This is a genomic window from Rhizobium sp. BK602 (genome assembly GCF_014195095.1).
Taxonomy (GTDB): Bacteria; Pseudomonadota; Alphaproteobacteria; order Rhizobiales; family Rhizobiaceae; genus Rhizobium.
This window is the reverse complement of the sequence record NZ_JACIBC010000002.1, coordinates 783778-804028: the sequence shown is the minus strand read 5'-3', so window position 1 is coordinate 804028 and position 20251 is coordinate 783778. Positions and strand designations below refer to the sequence as shown.

Annotated in this window: 20 protein-coding genes; 14 read left to right on the top strand and 6 right to left on the bottom strand. The window is 62.0% G+C overall.

The features are described from left to right. Positions 1-42 precede the first annotated feature (42 nt). The 3 genes from FHX11_RS09475 to FHX11_RS09465 all read right to left on the bottom strand — a co-directional run bounded on the left by FHX11_RS09475 (position 43) and on the right by FHX11_RS09465 (position 4089). Positions 43-1212, bottom strand: coding sequence for an alpha-D-ribose 1-methylphosphonate 5-triphosphate diphosphatase (locus FHX11_RS09475; RefSeq protein WP_184357293.1), 1170 nt, complete (start codon positions 1210-1212; stop codon positions 43-45). Positions 1213-1358: 146 nt separating this feature from the next. Next, positions 1359-1952, bottom strand: a complete 594-nt coding sequence (locus FHX11_RS09470) for an NUDIX domain-containing protein (protein WP_184357291.1) — start codon at positions 1950-1952, stop codon at positions 1359-1361. Between the two features lie 13 nt (positions 1953-1965). Beyond that, positions 1966-4089 (bottom strand): molybdopterin-dependent oxidoreductase, encoded by a 2124-nt coding sequence (locus FHX11_RS09465; RefSeq protein ID WP_246780931.1) that lies wholly within the window; start codon positions 4087-4089, stop codon positions 1966-1968. Positions 4090-4170: 81 nt separating this feature from the next. Here FHX11_RS09465 and FHX11_RS09460 point away from each other — a divergent pair, with 81 nt between their 5' ends. Together FHX11_RS09460 and FHX11_RS09455 are read left to right on the top strand one after the other, a co-directional pair. Further along, positions 4171-5022, top strand: a complete 852-nt coding sequence (locus FHX11_RS09460) for a 23S rRNA (adenine(2030)-N(6))-methyltransferase RlmJ (RefSeq protein ID WP_184357287.1) — start codon at positions 4171-4173, stop codon at positions 5020-5022. 43 nt (positions 5023-5065) lie between these two features. Beyond that, positions 5066-5662 carry a glutathione S-transferase gene (locus tag FHX11_RS09455; RefSeq protein ID WP_184357284.1) on the top strand — a complete coding sequence of 199 codons (597 nt, stop codon included), beginning with the start codon at positions 5066-5068 and terminating at the stop codon, positions 5660-5662. A gap of 130 nt (positions 5663-5792) precedes the next feature. Here FHX11_RS09455 and FHX11_RS09450 read toward each other — a convergent pair whose 3' ends face one another. Next, entirely contained in the window at positions 5793-6425 is a 633-nt protein-coding gene (locus FHX11_RS09450; RefSeq protein ID WP_184357282.1) for an outer membrane protein, read from the bottom strand. A 364-nt stretch (positions 6426-6789) separates the two neighbouring features. Between FHX11_RS09450 and FHX11_RS09445 the strand changes: the two genes are divergently transcribed. From FHX11_RS09445 to FHX11_RS09425, 5 genes are all read left to right on the top strand, one after another. Further along, positions 6790-7557 (top strand): SDR family oxidoreductase, encoded by a 768-nt coding sequence (locus FHX11_RS09445; RefSeq protein ID WP_184357537.1) that lies wholly within the window; start codon positions 6790-6792, stop codon positions 7555-7557. Beyond that, positions 7554-9596: an excinuclease ABC subunit UvrC gene (gene uvrC, locus FHX11_RS09440; RefSeq protein ID WP_184357281.1), complete on the top strand. Its 2043-nt coding sequence runs from the start codon at positions 7554-7556 to the stop codon at positions 9594-9596. The genes FHX11_RS09445 and uvrC overlap by 4 nt, the downstream gene beginning before the upstream one ends. Positions 9597-9809: 213 nt before the next feature. After that, complete coding sequence (pgsA, locus tag FHX11_RS09435) at positions 9810-10397, top strand: CDP-diacylglycerol--glycerol-3-phosphate 3-phosphatidyltransferase (protein WP_184357280.1); 588 nt, start codon at positions 9810-9812, stop codon at positions 10395-10397. Next, on the top strand, positions 10397-10651 hold the full coding sequence (moaD, locus tag FHX11_RS09430; protein WP_184357536.1) for a molybdopterin converting factor subunit 1: 255 nt from the start codon (positions 10397-10399) through the stop codon (positions 10649-10651). Before pgsA ends, moaD begins: the two co-directional genes overlap by 1 nt. Positions 10652-10656: 5 nt before the next feature. Next, on the top strand, positions 10657-11124 hold the full coding sequence (locus FHX11_RS09425; RefSeq protein WP_184357279.1) for a molybdenum cofactor biosynthesis protein MoaE: 468 nt from the start codon (positions 10657-10659) through the stop codon (positions 11122-11124). A 3-nt stretch (positions 11125-11127) separates the two neighbouring features. On the opposite strand, the gene FHX11_RS09420 is transcribed toward FHX11_RS09425, so the two are convergent. Beyond that, positions 11128-12024, bottom strand: a complete 897-nt coding sequence (locus tag FHX11_RS09420) for a branched-chain amino acid ABC transporter permease (protein WP_184357278.1) — start codon at positions 12022-12024, stop codon at positions 11128-11130. A gap of 63 nt (positions 12025-12087) precedes the next feature. On the opposite strand from FHX11_RS09420, the gene FHX11_RS09415 reads away from it, so the two are divergent. Together FHX11_RS09415 and FHX11_RS09410 are read left to right on the top strand one after the other, a co-directional pair. Beyond that, entirely contained in the window at positions 12088-12639 is a 552-nt protein-coding gene (locus tag FHX11_RS09415; RefSeq protein WP_184357277.1) for a CGNR zinc finger domain-containing protein, read from the top strand. Beyond that, positions 12636-13145: a hypothetical protein gene (locus FHX11_RS09410; protein ID WP_184357276.1), complete on the top strand. Its 510-nt coding sequence runs from the start codon at positions 12636-12638 to the stop codon at positions 13143-13145. The genes FHX11_RS09415 and FHX11_RS09410 overlap by 4 nt, the downstream gene beginning before the upstream one ends. A gap of 74 nt (positions 13146-13219) precedes the next feature. Here FHX11_RS09410 and ndk read toward each other — a convergent pair whose 3' ends face one another. Next, on the bottom strand, positions 13220-13642 hold the full coding sequence (gene ndk, locus FHX11_RS09405) for a nucleoside-diphosphate kinase (RefSeq protein ID WP_184357274.1): 423 nt from the start codon (positions 13640-13642) through the stop codon (positions 13220-13222). A gap of 228 nt (positions 13643-13870) precedes the next feature. On the opposite strand from ndk, the gene FHX11_RS09400 reads away from it, so the two are divergent. From FHX11_RS09400 to FHX11_RS09380, 5 genes are all read left to right on the top strand, one after another. Further along, a complete protein-coding gene (locus FHX11_RS09400; RefSeq protein ID WP_184357272.1) occupies positions 13871-14380 on the top strand; it encodes a DinB family protein in 510 nt (169 codons plus the stop codon). Positions 14381-14542: 162 nt separating this feature from the next. Next, the gene (locus FHX11_RS09395) at positions 14543-15049 is read left to right on the top strand and encodes a hypothetical protein (protein ID WP_184357270.1); all 507 of its coding nucleotides are present in this window, start codon (positions 14543-14545) and stop codon (positions 15047-15049) included. Between the two features lie 49 nt (positions 15050-15098). After that, on the top strand, positions 15099-16985 hold the full coding sequence (locus FHX11_RS09390) for an ABC-F family ATP-binding cassette domain-containing protein (RefSeq protein ID WP_184357268.1): 1887 nt from the start codon (positions 15099-15101) through the stop codon (positions 16983-16985). 102 nt (positions 16986-17087) lie between these two features. Further along, complete coding sequence (locus FHX11_RS09385) at positions 17088-17981, top strand: polysaccharide deacetylase family protein (protein WP_184357266.1); 894 nt, start codon at positions 17088-17090, stop codon at positions 17979-17981. A 109-nt stretch (positions 17982-18090) separates the two neighbouring features. Further along, positions 18091-20151, top strand: a complete 2061-nt coding sequence (locus tag FHX11_RS09380) for a prolyl oligopeptidase family serine peptidase (protein ID WP_184357264.1) — start codon at positions 18091-18093, stop codon at positions 20149-20151. The last annotated feature ends 100 nt before the right edge of the window (positions 20152-20251 follow it).

The window sequence follows — 20251 nt, the reverse complement described above, 5'->3', positions numbered from 1 at the left end:
GCCAGCCGGCCCCCTCAACTTGCCCGCAGCAATCGTCTCCCCTCAGGCCGCCATCGCGGCAAGCGGATGCAGCGTGCCGTCGCTATAGACGATACGGCCGCCGCGGAAGGTGGCGCGGATGCGATGCACCGTTCCGCGCTCGACGGCGACGAGATCGGCCTTCTGTCCCACAGCGATCGCGCCGCGGTCCGTAAGGCCGGCAGCCCGCGCGGCGTTGGCCGTCGCCATGGCGACAGCGGCAGGCAGGCCGCCGCTCGCGACATCCGCAAGCTTGAAGATCGCCGGCACGAAGGCGGCGGGGTGATAATCGGCGGCGATCGTGCCGAGCAGGCCTGCCCGCGCCGCGTCGAGGGCGCTGAGATTGCCGGACATGGATTGGCCGCGCAGCGCGTTCGGCGCGCCCATCAGCGTCCAGAGGCCGCGTCGATGCGCCTCTTCAGCGGCCGGCAGCGTCACGGGGAACTCGCTGATAGTGACGCCGAGATCATGCATTTCCGCCACCTTCTCGGCGCTGTCGTCGTCATGCGAGGCCAGCGACAGGCTGTGCTTCAGGGAGAGGCCGACGATATCCCGCAGCTTAGCCTCGATATCCGGGTCCTGCCGCATGGCGATGCGGCGCGCCACCACCTCTTCCGCTGCCTCGCGCGACATCGAGCGGCGCTCGGACATGCTGAGGATATAGGCCTCGATATTGTTGTATTGCCCCTGCCCCGGCGTGTGGTCGGTCAGCGACACCATGTCGACGGCGCCGTCGTTCAGCAGCCGCTCCAGCGTCGGCGCGGCGCCGACATTGGTGATCTCGTAGCGGGCATGAACGCGATGGTCGATCAGCAGGTGATCGCGCAGAGCGCGCAAGCCCTTGATGACCGCCGAGGTCGTCTCCAGCGAGCGGACATGACCGTAGACGCTTTCGGTCGCGAAGGAAACGGCGGCATAAGCGGTCGTCACGCCGGCGGCAGCAAGCTTCTTGTCGAGTTCATGGATGCCAAAATCGATCGGCATCGTCGCATTCGGCCGCGGCGCGATCTCGCGCTCGATCATATCGCCATGCAGATCGACGAAACCCGGCATCAGCAGCCGTCCGCCACCATCGAAGGTCGCAATCTTCACCGGCTCCGGCCGGATTTCCGCGATGACGCCATCCTCGATGCGGACAGATCCCCGCTCCACAACCTCATCGGGAAGAACGAGCGTGAAATTGCTGAGCCACATCGGCTTTCTCCTGAAATAGCGTCGATCGTTTCGAAGGCGTGAAATTGGTCCGGACGTATCCGGCGAATGCTTCCCGGTAGTCGCGATTCGTGACACCGTGATGAAGAGAATTGCCCTGATTCCCGGTTTCCCGAGGCTTGGGCAGTTTATTTCAGGCTCGCCCTGTTCAAGGCCGCCCATTGCAACAACATCACGGTCTTGGCGTCGTAAATCTCGCCGGATTCGATCATCGCCACCGCATCGTTCAGCCGGACTTCGAGCACCTCGATATCCTCATGTTCGTCGGCAAGCCCACCCCCGGCCGCAACACGGTCCGTGGTGTCGACAATGGCGGCGAAGAAATGGATGATTTCGGTGACCGAGCCCGGCGAGGTAAATATCTTGAACAGAAAGCGGACGTCTCGGACGCGAAAGCCGGTTTCCTCGATCGCTTCACGACGGATGGCCTCTTCCGGATGGTCGCCATCGAGCAGGCCGGCGGGCACCTCGATCATCCAGCCGGGAAAGCCGGTGAGATGCGCCGGCAGACGAAACTGGCGCACCAGCACCACCGTTTCGCGTTTGGGATCGTAAAGCAGGATGCAGGCGGCCGGCGTGCGGTGATAGATCTCGCGCTTCAACCTGTGGGTTTCGCCCTCGGAATCCGTATAGTCGATGTCGTAGGTGCTGAGCCGCGTCCATCCGTCCGAAAGTGTCTTCTCGCCGACGATTTCGACACTTGCCTTGTCGAACTTGCTCATGCCAGGTCCTTGTTCACATTAAGTCCTTGTGCAGCCAGACCTTGTTGTCATGGACGGCCGCGCCGCCATGGGGAGCGACGGGATCGGCGCCAGTCAGCACATTGATCCCCTCACCGTCGACATGCGCCTTGTTCGGCCACAGGCCCTCGGCGATCAGCACACCCGGCTTAACCTCCGTCGTCACGCGCGCATGGATGCGCAGATCGCCCCTGGCATTACCGATGCGGACCAGATCGCCCGCCGCAATATCCAGTGCCGCTGCATCGGCCGGATTGATCATGACCTCGGGACGGCCTTCCTTCTGCCGCGACGTCTTGGTCTCGGCGAAACTCGAATTCAGGAAATTACGGGCGGGCGACGTGGCCAGGCGGAACGGATGCTCCGGATCGGCGACTTCGATCACGTCGACCTGATCCGGGAATTCCGGCAATTCGACATGCGGTCCGAGCAGGCCGATCGCCTCCGGCGGCCGGTTCGGCGCGGGCTGGTTGGCCCAGTCCGGACGAAAGCGGAACTTGCGGTCGGGATGGTCGAAACCGTTGACGAAATGCGCCTCCTCGAAACCCGGCTGGCGGTCGAACCACTTGTGCTCGAGAAAATAATCGTAATCCGGCAGGCCGCTATTCGACAGGATGCGGTCCACCATCTCGCGCGCCGAGAAGCCGAAGCCGGGGCGATCCGCGACGCCCAGGCGCTTCGCCAGCTCCTCGATGACGAAGAGATTGCTGCGCACCGTCGGCGGCGGCTCGACGAGCTTGGGGCCGAGCAGGATATGGTTCTGGCCGCCGGCGCGATAGATATCGTCATGCTCGACGAACATGGTGGCGGGGATGACGATATCGGCCATCTCCGCGGTCTCAGTCATGAACTGCTCATGCACGGCGACGAAGAGATCGTCGCGGGCAAAGCCGCGCTTCACCAGCCGCTGTTCCGGCGCGATATTCACCGGATTGGTGTTCTGGATCAGCATCGCCGTGACAGGACCGCGATGACGCAGCGCCACCGCGTCGCCGGTCAATGCCCGACCGATCTGCGACTGGTCGATCAGCCGGATAGCGTCATCCCTGAGCGACTGGCCGGTCAGCTCGCTCGCATCCATGCGAAAGATATCGTTGTTGGAATGAAAGGCGCCGCCGCCTTCATGTTGCCAGGAGCCGAGCACAGTGGCGACAGAGGCGGCCGCATGCATGGCGACCGCGCCGTTGCGCTGGCGGGTGAACCCGTAGCCAAGGCGGAAATATGTCTTTTTCGTCGTGCCGACGAGCTTGGCGAAGGCTTCGATCTCGTCCACGGAGAGACCGGTGATCGCAGCCGCCCATTGCGGCGTCTTCGTCTGCAAATGCGCTTCCAGGCCGGCAGGATCGTCGGCATATCCGGCCATATAGGCGCGGTCGGCATAGCCATCGCGGAAGGCAATGTGCATGGTGGCGCAGGCAAGTGCCGCATCCGTGCCCGGCCTGACGATCAGCGCCATGTCGGCCTGTTTCATCGTCGGATTGTCGTAGATGTCGATGACGACAATCTTGGCGCCGCGCTCCTTACGCGCCTTCACTGCATGGGTCATCACGTTGACCTGCGTGGCGACCGCGTTGGTTCCCCAGATCACCACGCAATCGGTACGGCCCATCTCGCGCGGATCGGGACCGCGCAGAGCGCCCGTCGCCATGGTGAAGCCGGTCCAGGCCGGATTGGTGCAGATCGACGAGAAGAAGCCGGAATAGCGCTTGGCATGGCGCAGGCGGTTGATGCTGTCGCGCTGCACCCAGCCCATCGTGCCGGCATAATAATAGGGCCAGACCGCCTCGCTGCCGTCCCTGGCTTCCGCCTTCACGAAAGCCTCGGCGATCTCGTCCAGCGCATCGCCCCAGGAGATTTCCTGCCAGCGCCCCTCGCCCTTGGCGCCCGCCCGGCGCAGCGGCTTCATCAACCGGTCGGGATGATAGAGCCGCTCGGCATAGCGGGCAACCTTGGCGCAGATGACGCCCGACGTATAGGAATGATCGCCGGCGCCGCGCACGCGGCCGATCCTGCCATCCTCGGTCAGGTCGATCTCCAGCGCGCAGGTGGAGGGACAGTCGTGCGGACAGGCCGTATGGCCCACCTTGGATTTGGCGTGAATGGGGGTCGCAATGTTCATGATGTTTGTATATTTCAAGCCATGCCCGGCCAAAAGACAGAATCTGGCCCATCGCAACAATTCATGCGGACATCACCGACAATGAACTATCGGCATATCTACCATGCGGGCAACTTCGCCGATGTGCTGAAGCACGCGGTGCTCGCCCGCCTCGTCCGCTATCTGCAGAACAAGGACAAGGCGTTCCGTGTTCTCGACACCCATGCCGGCATCGGGCTCTACGACCTTTCCTCGGAAGAGGCGCAGAAGACCGGCGAGTGGCAAGACGGTATCGGCCGGCTTCTCGACGCTGAACTCGTGCCGCAGGTCGCCGATCTGCTCGAGCCCTACCTGACCGCCGTTCGCGAGCTCAATCCGGACGGCGGCCTGCAATTCTATCCCGGCTCGCCGAAGCTTGCCCGCATGCTGTTCCGCCCACAGGACCGGCTGTCGGCCATGGAGCTGCATCCGCAAGACTTCCAACGGCTGCATCGGCTGTTCGAGGGCGATCATCACGCCCGCATCACCGAGCTCGACGGCTGGCTGGCGCTCGGCGCGCATCTGCCGCCGAAGGAGAAGCGCGGCATCGTGCTGGTCGATCCGCCTTTCGAGGAAGAGGGCGAATATGCGCGCCTGGCGGATGGCCTGGCCAAGGCCTGGCGCCGCTTTCCCGGCGGCACTTATTGCCTGTGGTATCCGATCAAGAAGGATGCGCCGATCAAGGCCTTCCACGAGGCGTTGCAAGCCCTGGAGATTCCGAAGATGCTCTGCGCCGAGCTGACGGTCAAAAGCGACCGGGGCTTTACCGGCCTGACCGGCTCCGGCCTCATCATCGTCAATCCGCCCTTCACGCTGAAGGACGAACTGCACGCGCTGCTGCCGGCGCTGAAGGACATGCTGGCGCAGGACCGCTTCGCCTCGCAGCGCGCCTTCTGGCTGCGCGGCGAACACTGAATTTCGTTCCAGACATCGAACCAGATACCGAATAGGTGATTTCATGCGACTTCTCTGCTCGTCCACCTCCCCCTTCTCCAGCAAGGTACGGATGGCCGCCCGGCATCTCGGGATCGCGCTCGACGAAGTCCGCGTGGATACCAATGCCGGGCCGGCGGTGCTCGTCGACAACAATCCGCTCGGCAAGATCCCGACACTGCTGACCGAAGACGGCGAGGCGATCTTCGACAGCCGCTCGATCATGCACTATTTCCACCGGCGGAAGGGCAAGAAGCTCTATCCCGCCAAGGACCGGAAGCGCACCGAAGCCGAAGTGCTGGAAGCGCTTTGCGACGGCACCTGCGAATGCCTGCTGTCGATCGTCTATGAACGCCGCCTGCGCGATCCGGACAAGCAGCATCAGCCCTGGATCGACCGGCAATGGACGAAAGCCAGCCGCGCGCTTGCCCATCTCAATGCCGAGCCGCCGAAGATCGGCAAGACGCTGCATGCCGGACATTTTGCCCTGGCCGCCCTGCTCGGCTACCTGCACTTGCGGTTCGAGGGACAATGGGAAGCGGATCACGCCGATCTCGTCGCCTGGGCGCGCAAATTCGAGAAGCATTTCCCCGACTATCCGGCGCTGAAGCCGCAGGGCTGACGCCGCAGGATTTCTTCATGCCGGCATGAAAACATCGGCGCGACTGCGCAACACTGCCGGTATGATCTTGTGTTGAAACGAAAAAAGCCGGGGCAAAACCCCGGCTTCTTCGTCAGACATTGCTGTCGGATTAGAACTTCACGCCGATACCGACCTTGACGCTCTGCTCGTCGTAACCGCGAGAGAAGTTGCCGGAGTCGAGGTTGTAGTGTTCCTTGCCGTAATCGGTGTAGCGATATTCGATACGAGCCGTGACGTTGTTGGTCAGGAAGGTTTCAGCACCTGCACCGACCGTGTAGCCAACAGCCGTCTTGCTGTCGGACGAGGTGTCGTCGGAGAGCTTGTTCTGGCCGATAGCCAGACCAGCCGTGCCGTACAGCATGAACGGGTTGAAGTCGTAACCGATACGGCCGCGAACCGAGCCGTTGACGCCGCTCTTGGCGGTCAGGCCGTTGCGGGTCGTATCCGAGTCGGAGTAGCCGAGGTCACCTTCGACGCCGTACACGATCTGACCCTGCTGCCAGTTGTAGCCGGTGAAGGCCTGGCCGCCGAAGCCGTAGGTGTTACCCGTGCGGTTGAAGTGGCCCATGTTGTAGGTGCCAGCACCGCCGATGTAGAAACCGGACCAGTTGTTGACGGCCGGAGCTGCTTCCTGGGCAACGGGCGGCTGCGGGATCTGCTCGACGGCGTCGGCTGCGTGAGCAGCGGTGAAGCCACCGAGAGCAAAAGCGGAGACCATGAGGGTCGTGATAAGAGTACGCATACTTTTCTCCTTTCAGGCCCGTGCTCTTCGTCTACTGTCATCGACTTCGAAGCACCACGAGCAATTACAATATGTCCCTCCCGGATCGACACTGAAATTGGAATGCAAATGAGGAATTCGAAGAGCTAAATTATGATATCATTGTGGCACAGACGTGGCTGAATTTCGATGTTGCTTCAGCGCAACAGACGAATTGTTAACCATAATGAGTGGTTAAAGCAGGTATACTTATTTTTATCGAAATATATCTAAAGTTTTACATAGGTCATCATCATTACTTGTGCTGCAGAAGCACCATTTCATATGGTGTATCGACGCCCTATATGAGGTCGAGTTGGGTAACGGCGGCGAAAAAGGCAACATGGTGAGCCAGGAAAAACTACGCACCGCGCTGATCACGGGTGCATCAAAAAGAATAGGCAGGGCAATCGCCGAGGATTTGGCCGCCAATGGTTTTGCGGTCGCTCTGCATGCCAATCAATCGTTCGCCGAGGCGAGCGAGATCGTGGCGAAATTGCGGCAAGAGGGCAAAAAGGCGATTGCGATCAAGGCCGATCTGCAAAATTCGGCCGAGACCTCGTCGCTGATCGAAAGGGTCGTTCGCGAGCTGGGGCCGCTCGATCTGCTGGTCAACAATGCCTCCATTTTCCGGGGCGATGGCGCGGACCGATTCGATGCCGAGGCCTTCGACGCCCATTTCGCCGTGCATGTCCGAGCGCCCTCCATCCTCGCTGCCGATTTCATGCGTCAGCTTCCGGACGGCGCTCCCGGCCTGATCGTCAACATGATCGACCAGCGCGTCTGGGCGCTCAATCCGCGCTTCTATTCCTATACGCTGTCGAAGGCCGCGCTTTGGACGGCGACTCAGACCATGGCCCAGAGCTTTGCGCCGCGGGCGCGGGTCAACGCCATCGGTCCCGGCCCGACCGTGCGCAGCGTCCGGCAGACGGAGGAGGACTTCCAGGCGCAGATCGACGGGCTGATCTTGAAGGCCGCGCCGGGGCTCGATGAATTCGGCCGCACCGTCCGCTTTCTTTTTGACACGCCTTCGATCACGGGCCAAATGATAGCGCTCGACGGCGGCCAGCATCTTGCCTGGGAAACGCCTGATGTGGCGGAGAGCATGGAATGAACGGACGAAAGCTGCCGGACGGCGGCGTTCTCTATGACGAATCGGAAGACAATGAAGACGACATCGAGGTGGAGGGCGATGCCGGCACCTCCCCTGTCGCGCCCGTCGACTGGAACGAAGGCGGCAAGAACGAAACCGGCCTCGTCGGCGCGGAACTGATCGCCGAATTCGTCAAGCGTCTGCCGAACAGCCCCGGCGTCTACCGCATGTTCAACGAGGCCGGAGACGTGCTCTATGTCGGCAAGGCGCGCAGCCTGAAGAAGCGTGTCGCCAACTATGCCATGGGCCGGGTGCATTCCAACCGCATCGCCCGCATGGTGCGCGAAACCGCCAACATGGAATTCGTCACCACGCGGACGGAAACCGAAGCGCTGCTGCTGGAAGCGAATCTGATCAAGCGCTTGCGGCCGCGCTTCAATGTTCTGCTGCGGGACGACAAGTCCTTTCCCTATATTCTCATTACCGGCGATCATCGGGCACCGGCGATCTTCAAGCATCGCGGCGCGCGTGCCCGCAAGGGAGACTATTTCGGTCCCTTCGCCTCAGCTGGCGCCGTCGGGCGCACCATCAACTCGCTGCAGCGCGCCTTCCTGATCCGCACCTGCACCGACAGCGTCTTCGAGACGCGCACGCGGCCCTGTCTGCTCTACCAGATCAAACGCTGTTCCGCGCCCTGCACCCATGAGATCAGCGATGCGGGCTATGCCGAGCTGGTACAGGAGGCGAAAGATTTCCTTTCGGGCAAGAGCCAGAACGTCAAGGCGCACATGGCCGAGGCGATGAACGTCGCCGCCGAGGATCTCGATTTCGAGCGCGCCGCCATCTTCCGCGACCGGCTGGCGGCGCTGTCGCATGTGCAGAGCCATCAGGGCATCAATCCCGCCGGCGTCGAGGAGGCCGATGTCTTCGCCATCCATCATGAGGGCGGCATCTCCTGCATTCAGGTCTTCTTCTTCCGCACCGGCCAGAACTGGGGCAACCGCGCCTACTTCCCGAAGGCCGATCCATCTCTTTCCGGCGCCGAGGTGCTGAACGCATTCCTGGCGCAGTTCTATGACGACAAACCGGTGCCGAGGCAGATCCTGCTGTCGGAGACGGTGGAGGAAATCGAGCTGCTGTCGGCCGCGCTCAGCGAGAAGGCCGGGCACAAGGTCTCGATCCTCGTGCCGCAGCGCGGCGAGAAGCGCGACCTGGTGGATCACGTCGTCGCCAATGCCCGCGAGGCGCATGGCCGCAAGCTTGCCGAGACGGCCTCTCAATCGCGGTTGCTGGAAGGCTTCAAAGAGACATTCCAGCTTCCCTATGTCCCGCAGCGCATCGAGATCTACGACAACTCGCATATCATGGGCACGAATGCCGTCGGCGGCATGGTGGTGGCCGGGCCGGAAGGCTTCGTCAAAGGCCAATACCGCAAGTTCAACATCAAATCGACCGACATCACGCCCGGCGACGACTTCGGCATGATGCGCGAAGTCATGACCCGCCGCTTCTCCCGCCTGCTGAAGGAAGAGGGCAAGCCGGATCGCAGCGGCGCGGCGGAAGTTGCCGCCGTGGATGCGGCCGATCAACCTTTCCCCGCCTGGCCCGACGTCATCCTCATCGATGGCGGCCAGGGGCAGATGACGGCGGTGCGTGCCATTCTCGAGGAGCTGGGGGTCACCGACAGCGTCATAGCCATCGGCGTCGCCAAGGGCGTCGACCGCGAGGCCGGGCGCGAGCGCTTCTTCGCGCCTTCCCGCGACAGCTTCACGCTGCCACCGCGCGATCCCGTGCTGTATTTCATCCAACGCATGCGCGACGAGGCGCACCGCTTCGCCATCGGCTCGCACCGGGCGCGGCGCAAGAAGGAGATGGTGAAGAACCCGCTGGACGAGATCGGCGGTATCGGCCCCTCGCGCAAGCGAGCGCTGCTCCAGCATTTCGGTACGGCCAAGGCGGTCTCGCGCGCGGCGCTCTCCGACCTGATGGCCGTCGAGGGCATATCCGAAGCCGTGGCTCGGCAGGTCTACAATCATTTTCACGAGGACGCCGCGAAATAGGAACAGCCCGTCGCAATTTCCACGCAATGACGCCGAAAAAACAGAAACAATATTGACGGTAAGGCCCCCGAACCGTCATCTAGGCGATGATCCCAAGAAGTGCGGAGCGGTTTTTGGATAAGATCACGCCGAATCAAAGAGCTGGAGCGAAATGGCAGCCTGGCGACAGGCCCCTTCCGACCTGGGTAGAACAACCGAAACGAAACGATTTCCATGGCTTCGCGCGCATATAGCATCCCCAACCTGCTCACCTATGGCCGTATCCTCTGCGTACCGCTGATCGTCCTGTGCTTCTTCATCGAGGGCAAACTGGAAGGGTCGGATTTCGCACGCTGGATCGCGCTCTGGATTTTCATCGTCGCCTCGATCACCGATTTCCTGGATGGTTATCTCGCGCGCATCTGGAACCAGACGTCGAATATCGGCCGCATGCTGGACCCGATCGCCGACAAGCTGCTGGTCGCCTCGATCCTGCTGCTGGTCGCCGCCGACGGCACGATCGCCGGCTGGTCGCTCTGGGCGGCGATTATCATTCTCTGCCGCGAAATCCTCGTCTCGGGTCTACGCGAATATCTGGCGGCGCTGAAGGTCAGCGTGCCGGTGACGCGCATCGCCAAATGGAAGACGACCGCGCAGCTCGTCGCCATCGCCTTCCTGCTGGCTGGGCCGGCGGGCGACAAGGTGCTACCCTATACGACGGAGATGGGCATTCTCCTGCTTTGGGTCGCAGCACTGCTGACGATCTACACCGGCTATGATTATTTCCGCGCCGGTCTGAAGCATATCGTGGACGAAGAATGATGACGAAGCTCGTCTATTTCGCCTGGGTGCGTGAGCGGATCGGCAAGGGAGAAGAAGAGATTTCGCTTCCGGCCGATGTGGTCACGGTCGGCGATCTCCTGAGTCATTTGAAGAGCTTGGGCGAGGAATATGAAGCCGCGCTTCAGTTTCCAGAGGCGATCCGGGTTGCCATCGACATGGAACATGCCGATCATGACGAACCGATCGCCGGTGCCCGCGAAATCGGCATATTCCCGCCGATGACGGGTGGGTGAATGTCATGGCTGCCGAGCCGCTCGTCAAAGTCCAGCGCGAGGATTTCGATCTCCAGGCCGAGATCGATCGCCTGACGAAGGGCCGTCACGGCATCGGCGCAGTGGTCACGTTTTCCGGCCTGTGCCGTGACGAAGGGGGTAGCCTCGGCGCCCTGGAGCTGGAGCATTATCCCGGCATGGCGGAAGCGGAAATCGCCCGCATCGCGACGCTCGCCATCAAACGCTTCGAGCTCGGCGGCCTGACCGCCATTCACCGCTACGGCAAGATCGCGCCCGGAGAAAACATCGTCCTCGTCATCGCCGCCGCCCCGCATCGGCAGGCCGCCTTCGACGGCGCCAATTTCGTCATGGATTTCCTGAAGACCTCCGCCCCCTTCTGGAAGAAGGAGCACGGCAGGGACGGCACGGAAGGCGGCTGGGTTTCCGCCAAGGACGCCGACGATACGGCACGGGACAAATGGACCGATAAATAGGGTTCAGGGAACCACGCGCTCGCGCCGGCTCAGCACCAGCAAGAGAACCAGCAGCGAGAAGATCACGAAATCGCGCCACAGGAAGGGGCCATAGGCGCCCCAGAGCGTCTCGAACAGGCCGAGCAGGGCCGCCCCACCCGCCGATTTCAGCGGATCAGAATAGCCGCCGACCGCAGCGATCATCAGCACCTTCAGGCCGAACATCAGCCCGGCGCCGAAATCCATCGTACCGTAATAGGATGTCGCCAGCAGGCCGCAGGCTGTGGCGACCAGCGCCGAGGCAAGATAGGCCAGAAGAAAGACATGGCTGGCGCTGGTGCCGCAGAGCTCGGCGGCCAGCGCATCGTCGGTCACCGCCCGCCAGATGCGCCCCCAGCCGGTACATTTGAGCACATAGGTTCCGGCAAAGATCACTAAGACCATCAGCGCCGAATTGATGAGCTGGATCTCGGTGAGCGTCACCCGGAAATCGCCGCTGTCCCAGAAAACGATGGCGCCGTTCAGGAAGGGCGGCAGCCAGATGCCGCGCGTGTTGGAGGCCAGCCGGGCGGTCTCCATCAGGACGATCATCATTCCGAGCGCGGCGACAATGATCGTGTTCGGCGATTTTCGCGACAGCGGCAGCATGACCGACCTGCCGATGAGGAAGCTCGTTCCCAGCGTGTAGGCGCCCGAAATCACCGCGCCGAAGGCCAGGGCGGCGGGCAGGATCAGGTACAGTCTGGTGTAGCCGACATCGGTAAACAGCACGAGCATCTGGCCCGCGAAAGCGAAGAGCGCCCCATAGGTGATATCAGCCCGCTTCATCACTCCGAAGGCAATGGCATAGCCGAAAGCAAGCGTGGCGTAGAGCGCCGCGAGCGGAACCGCATTTGCCACCTGCTGCAGGAGATAGGCCATGGAACCTCCGGTGATCAGCAAATAGTAACTGGTAAAACTGATTTTACCAGTTATAATTTTGCGATGAGCTTTTCCTGGACCCCACATCGCTTTGCCGGAGGCGCGTTGGCGCTCGATGTCGCCAACAGCGTCATCCTGCGCCACGATCCCGAGCGGCGCACCGACCGCTTCGAGGCGCCCGGACAGATGGAAAGCTTTCCGAAGGCGGCGGTGAATTTCTGCGCCGAGCGGGAATTGTTCGGCGACATCCTGCCGGTGCGCCAGGAGAACAGATCCGGCTTCATCGAATTGCGCGAGGCGATCGACCGTTATTTTCGCGCCCGCGTCCTCGACCATGGCGCCGATGCGCTGCTGGCCGATCTTCTGGAGGGGCTATCCAGCGTGCTGAAGCAGTCGGCCTCTCCCGACGGGCTCGATGCCGCCACTGTGCACTCCGCCCTGCGGCTGATCGCCATGCCCGATCCCGAGCGGATGAAGATCTGCCGTAATTGCGGCTGGCTGTTCATTGACCGCAGCAAGAACAGGAGCCGGGCCTGGTGCGACATGGCGGTCTGCGGCAACCGCGCCAAGGCAAGCCGGCATTATCGCCGCAGACGAGAGGAGCGCGCATCATGAAAGCCGGGATGATTGTTTTTATGGCGGCTATCGCCGGGCTGGCCCTCGCCGGATGCCAGCGCCAGCCGGAAAATGGGCCGACCGAACTCAGCGGCCGGCTCTTCGTCTTCAACTACCGCGTCGCCAGCGCCACCTACATGATCACGCTGAAAAAGATCGCACCGATCCCGGAAGGAACGACGGCGGTTGCGGAATTCGAAAATCCGGCGGGCGGCGATCCGCTGGTGGTGCGCCAGAAGATCTATTCCTTCTGGGACAAGATCACGCTCGAAAGCCCGGACTTGCGCTGCGTGCGCAAAGACCGCCCCTATTCGGTCTCGATCAAGCTGGTGGATGCCAGCGACAAGACGATCCAGGCCATCAAGACCGAGGTAAAATCCGATCTCGACCAGACCGTGCTGCCGACGAAGCCGCTGGTGGTCGGTCCGGTCTATACACAAAATCCGGACGTCTTCAAAAGCGACGGCAGCGCCGATTATGGGCATGATGCCGCCTGCCCGGCATGAAAAAGCCGGGATACCAGATCCCGGCTTTTATCGAGTCGATTCAAATCGTTCAGCGCTGAAGCTGAAAGGCTGATTCAGCCAACGATTTCGGTTTCGGAGAACCAGTAAGCGATTTCGACGGCAGCGGTTTCCGGAGCGTCGGAGCCGTGAACCGAGTTTTCACCGATCGACAGGGCGAAGGTCTTGCGGATTGTGCCTTCGTCGGCGTTGGCCGGGTTGGTCGCGCCCATGATTTCGCGGTTCTTGAGGATAGCGCCTTCGCCTTCCAGGACCTGAACGATGGTCGGGCCGGAGGTCATGCCTTCGACGAGTTCGCCGAAGAAAGGACGATCCTTGTGAACGGCGTAGAAGCCTTCGGCTTCGCGCTTGCTCATCCAGACACGCTTGGAAGCGATGACGCGCAGGCCATTGTCTTCAAAAACCTTGGTGATGGCGCCGGTCAGGTTGCGCTTGGTGGCGTCCGGCTTGATCATCGAAAAAGTGCGTTCAATCGCCATGGGTCAATTCCTTATCGTCAGAGAAAAGTGGGCGGTCTTTACCCGCCCCAAGACCCGAAAACAAGGGGGACGCGCCAATTTCACGCCGCTGTCACAGTCCCGACAGGTGATTCGCAGTCCCGGCATCAGAGAAACGGCAACCTCATCAGCAAATTTCATTGATGCCATCAGCCCCATTTGCTCAATTCTGTTCTAGGTTTGCCGCAACACTTTTGGAGGGAAACCAATATGCTGCGACACTTCGGAATGCTCGCCCACTACAATCGTTGGGCCAACACCCAGCTCTACGATGCCGCCTCCCAGCTCAGTGATGCGGAATATCGCGAGAACCGTGGCGCTTTCTTCGGGTCGTTGGGCGCCACGCTCAACCATATACTGGTGGCCGACCGGATATGGATGCGCCGTTTCACCGGCACGGGCGAGGCGCCGGCGACCTTGAACGCCATCCTGCATGACGATTTTGTCGATCTTCGCGCTGCTCGCGAGACGGAGGACCAGCGCATCATCGACTGGGTCGAGACACTCGACGACGACAGGCTGGCCGCGGATATCACCTACTCGCCGATCACCCTGCCCGGTGCCATCGCACATCCGTTGAGAGCCGCGGTTGCCCATTTGTTCAACCACCAGACCCACCACCGTGGCCAATGCCATATGACGCTGACAGCCATGGGAAAGCCGTCGCTGGGGCTCGATCTGCTGCATTTCCTGCGCGGTGAGGGAAAACGCTGGATGTAAAGTCTAAGGCGAGCCATTGCTCCGCAATTGCAGTCATGCATTGTTATTCCGGCTAATTTTGATGCGAGATCATGCCGATAAGGCATTTCGTTCATGTTGCCTTAACCTCGGCACCTGCAAATTCAATGAAATATATCAGTTGGCGGTGAGCAGAGAGTGGGCATGAAGGGTTCGCAGGCGGGTGTTTCGACATATTTCCTCGGCAATGACGATGGCGAGGCGGAAACCGAACTCGAGACGATCGGCCGCCGTATGGCCGAACTGAAGGTCAAGAACCTGCCGCGCAACTACCAGCTCTTCCACGAGGCGCTTTACGGCCAGGACCGCAGCATTGCCGGCGAGATATCGTCGCTCGGTCGCCGCCCCTCTCAAACCGGCCTCGACGATATCGGCCTGAAGCACCGGCTCGTCAGCCATTGCGGCCTGGTCGCCCGGAAATCCGAGAGAGATGCCGCCCAGATGCTGCGGGAGGTGGCCAATCAGCTGGCCGAAGGTCTGCGCAAAAAGCAGCGCGTCGTCCGCGAGATCGAAACGGCGCCGCAGGCCACCGCCGATCTGGACTGTCTCAACGCCTTGCTCAGCAACCTGCTGCTCTATGAGACCGAGTTGACGGAGCGGCTGAGGAACTGTGCCAACCTGCCGGAGCGAACGCACCGCGCGGACGCCTGAGCCCTTTCGCGCTCTTGCCTTCGGCGTCGAGTTCGGCCAAAACCGCGCCATGATCTCGATTTCCGACCTTTCCGCCCGCATCGCCGGCCGCCTCCTCATCGACAATGCCAGCGTGACGCTTCCGGCGGGCACGAAGGCGGGTCTCGTCGGCAAGAACGGTGCCGGCAAATCGACGCTGTTCCGGGTGATCACCGGCGACCTTGCGGCCGAAAGCGGCGCCGTCTCGATCCCGCGCAACGCCCGTATCGGCCAGGTGGCGCAGGAGGCGCCAGGCACCGAAGAGCCACTGATCGAGATCGTGCTGAAGGCCGACAAGGAGCGCACCGCCCTGCTCGCGGAGGCAGAAACGGCAACGGACCCGCATCGCATCGCCGACATCCAGACGCGTCTTGCCGATATCGGCGCCCATTCGGCTGAAGCCCGCGCCGCCAGCATCCTCGCCGGCCTCGGTTTCGACCATGAGGCGCAGCACCGCCCCGCCTCCTCCTTTTCCGGCGGCTGGCGCATGCGCGTGGCCCTCGCTGCAGTGCTGTTCTCCGAACCCGACCTGCTGCTGCTCGACGAGCCCACAAACTATCTCGACCTCGAAGGCACGCTCTGGCTGGAGGATTATATCCGCCGCTATCCGCACACGGTCATCATCATCTCGCACGACCGCGACCTGCTCAACACCGCCGTCAACTCCATCGTGCATCTCGACCAGAAGAAGCTCACCTTCTATCGCGGTTCCTACGACCAGTTCGAGCGCCAGAAGGCCGAAGCCGACGAATTGCAGATGAAGGCGAAGGCGAAGAACGACGCGGCACGCAAGCACCTGCAGAGCTTCATCGACCGCTTCAAGGCCAAGGCGTCGAAGGCGCGGCAGGCGCAATCGCGCATCAAGGCGCTGGAGCGGATGGGCACCGTCGCCTCCGTCATAGAAGATCATGTGATGGGCTTCAGTTTTCCGGAGCCGGAAAAGCAGGCAGCATCGCCGATCATCGCCGTCAGCGGCGGCGCGGTCGGCTACGAGCCTGATAAGCCGATCCTGAAGCGCCTTAACCTGCGCATCGACGCCGACGACCGCATCGCGCTGCTCGGCTCGAACGGCAACGGCAAATCCACCTTCGCGAAATTCGTCTCCGGCCGCCTCGATGCCGAAAGCGGCGAGGTAAAGCTGGCGCCGAACCTGAAGATCGGCTTCTTCGCGCAGCACCAGCTCGACGATCTCATCCCCAACCAGACGGCCGTCGAGCATGTGCGCCGCCGCATGCCGGAGACGCCGGAAGCGAAGGTGCGTGCCCGCGTCGCGCAGATGGGGCTGGCGACGGAGAAGATGGACACGCAGGTCAAGGATCTCTCCGGCGGCGAGAAGGCACGACTGCTGATGGGTCTTGCCGCCTTCGACGCGCCGAACCTGCTGATCCTCGACGAACCGACCAACCATCTCGACATCGACAGCCGCAACGCACTGATCCAGGCGCTGAACGACTATTCCGGCGCGGTCATCCTGATCTCTCACGACCGCCATCTGATCGAGGCGACGGTCGACCGGCTGTGGCTGGTGCGCGACGGCACCGTCTCCACCTTCGACGGCGATCTCGAGGAATATCGCAGCCTCGTCGTCGCCAGTCCCAAGCCTCGCGACGACAAGGCAAGGACGAATGGCGACGATTCCGTCTCCAAGGCGGATCAGCGCAAACTCAATGCCGATCGCCGCGCCTCGCTTGCGCCGCTCAAGAAAAAGATCAACGAAATCGAATCCTTGACCGCCAAGCTGGAGAAACTGATTCAGGCGCTTGATGTGGAACTTGCGGACCCGGCCCTTTACGAAAAGGCCCCCGCAAAGGCTGCGGAGAAGGCGAAACAACGCTCCGATGCGGCGGACAAGCTGAGCGCCGCCGAGGAGCAATGGCTGGAGCTTTCTTCCGAATATGAAAGCGCGATGGCGGGCTGAAACGGCTCATCCCGTAGCGTCATTGCGCCAATCCTAACCGAACATTAACCATAATCGAAAAAAATACGCGCGACATTCAATATCATACGTCGGGCGTATTCCATGACTTTCCGTCTTCTGCTGGCCGGTCTTGCCGTGTCACTGTCCCTTGTCGGCTGCGCCACCAAGCCGGGAAACGATGCGTCTCTGAAGACCGGCTTTGCCGCCGAGGAGCCGCAGCGCAAACCGCTGAAAGCCAGCGATCCGGTCGAGATGGAGCCGAGCAAGTGGATGGTCGCCGACCTCGAAACGAGGCAGGCAATCGACACAAACGGTCCGCATCGCCTGGCCGGCCGCACTCTGGAAGTCGCCTCGCTGCGGGATATCCAGCTCGCCGACAAGGAAGTCGTTCTGACCTTCGACGATGGCCCGGCACCGGGTAAGACGGAACGTATTCTCGCGACACTCGACAAATTCGGCGTCAAGGCGACCTTCATGATGGTCGGCGAGATGGCGCAAGCGCATCCGGCGACCGCCCGCGAGGTCTTTGCCCATGGCGACACGATCGGCAGCCATACCTTCCATCATCCCGATCTCGACAAGATGAGCTTCGACATGGCCATGGCCGAGATCATGCGCGGCAAGAACGCCGTCGCCAAGGTCATCGGCACCGAGGTGCCCTTCTTCCGCTTCCCTTATCTTGCCGACTCCAGGCGTCTGCGGAACGCGGTCGCCGCGCGCGACCTGATCGTCATGGACGTGGATATCGACAGCAAGGATTATTTCAGCTCGACGCCCACCGCCGTCGCGACACGCACCATGAACGATCTGCGCAAACGCGGCCGCGGCATCATCCTGATGCACGATATCCATCAGCGCACTGCCGCCATGCTGCCCTCACTCCTGAGCCGCATGGAGAAGGAAGGCTACAAGGTCGTGACGCTGAAATACAAGACCACCGCGCCCACGCCCGCCACCAATCTGGTCGCGCAGGCCGACACCAAGATGGTGCGTTAACGCCGCAAAGCCGCATAACGGACATATTCGCGGGAGCATGGTTGCGTCCGCGACTATATTTTGATTTGTTTATATGCGATTCACATCATCAATAGCATACCGGGTTCCCATGCATCTTCATCTTGAACGCGACGACGATCCACTCACCCTGCAATTCGTCGCCAAGAAGGATGCCCAATCCGAACGGCTGCTGATGACGCCCGAATTCGAGGCGGACCGGGCCGCCATCAAGGAGATGATCGAGCGCGAGGACCGGCTGATCCAGGCCGTGCGGCGCGGCAAATGGCTGTTCGATTTCCATCGCAGCGCCGATCATCCGCTCGGCAGATGGTATCGGCTGCCCGCCGACCTCGCTCCCCTGCCCGGCGCGCCCTGGGAACCGATCTTCGATCTCGATGCCTTCTGCGCCTCGGAAGACAGGCTGTGGCTCTGGCGCGGCGCGATCACCTGCCCCTGGGAGCCGACGCGGGTGCTGATCTGCCTTTCCGATGGCGGCTCCGATCTCACGCGGCTCCTCGAATTCGACTGCGAGGCCAAGCGCATCGTCAAGGGCGGTTTCGACACACCGCCTGTGCGGTGCCATGCGACCTGGCTCAGCCGCGACGAGATCGCCTATTTCGGCTCGATCGACCGCCTGTCGTCGACGCGCTCGGGCTGGCCGCGCGTCGGCCGCCGGCTGAAGCGCGGCGACACGCCGACAAGGGCGCCGCTGCTCTATGCCACCGCCGACACCGACGTCTACGGTTCTTGCGTGGTCTTCGATCCGGTGCTTGCCGGGATTGCCAGGAAGGGCACAGCCAAACCGATCCGCCTTTTCATCACCGGGCACGAGATCGGCAGTTGCAGCGTCTTCGTCAAGGATCGGGATTTCTCGCTGCGCAGGATCGACCTGCCAAGGGAGATCGATGTCCAGCTCAATTATTCCTATTGCCTCTGGCTCGCCAAGACCGACGAGCGCATCGCCGCCGGCAGCCTGGCGCTGCAACCCCTGCCGAGGGAACCGGGCGACATCAGCAGCGAAGCGATGCGCATCCTGTTCTCGCCCGGCGAACGGCAATCCGTGTCGCAATTCCTGCTGATGCGCGAATGGTGCGTCTTCGTCGTGTCCGATAACATGCTGCCGCGCCTTTTCGTCCTCGACCTTACCAAGGCGGATGCGGACATTCAGGAGATCGCGCTGCCGACAGATATCCAGACGGTGGGCATCCAGCCCCTCTATTCCGACCTGCATCTCGGCGACGACACGCTGCAGGTCTATGGCGACGGCTTCCTCCAGCCGCCGTCCTGCTACCGTCTGGAACTCGGCAATCGCCGCAAGCCGCTTGCGCTCGAACACGTCGCCAGCTCGCCCGCCTATTTCGACAGCGACGGCATGAGGTCCGAGCTGCTGGAGGCCACCTCCGAGGACGGCACGAAAGTGCCCTATCACCTCGTCCTGCCGAAGAGCTGGACCGAAGGCGAATTGCCTGTACACCTCTATGGCTATGGCGGCTTCGACGTCTCGCTCAGCCCGCATTATTCCGGGGTCATCGGCCGTTGGCTCGAACAGGGTGGCGCCTATGTGCAGGCCTATATTCGCGGCGGCGGCGAGCTCGGGCCGAACTGGCACCGTACAGCCAAGGGCCATGGCCGTCACAAGGCCTTCGCCGATTTCGCCGCCGTCGCCCGCGATCTCGTCGCGCGCGGCTATACCAAACCGTCGCGCATCGCCGCCAACGGCGGCAGCAATGGCGGGCTTCTGACCGGCGTCATGCTGACGCGCTATCCTGAGGATTTCGGCGCGATCTGGTGCCAGGTGCCGGTGCTCGACATGACCCGATTCCATGTCTTTCCCGCCGGCCGGGCCTGGATCGACGAATACGGCGATCCGGACAATCCGGCGGACCGCGACTATCTGCTCTCCTACTCGCCGCTGCACAATCTCAAGCCGGCTGTCGAGATCACCTATCCGCTGATCTATATCGAAAGCTCCAGCAATGACGACCGGGTGCATCCCTCACACGCGCGGCGCTTCGCGACCCAGATGGAAAGGCTCGGCCACCACGTCCTGTTCCATGAATTCGACTCGGGCGGGCATGGCGGCGATGGGGCATCGACCGATCTGGCGGCGCGCACCGCGCTGGGCTACAGCTTCCTGCGGGAGACCATCATGAAACCGAACGGCGACTGATATCCGCTCCGATCGGTTTCCTGTAAAAATCAATGGTTAGAGACCCTTCCGCCCGGCTTGAAACGCATCGAGCGACATGATTAGTTGCATCGTGATCACG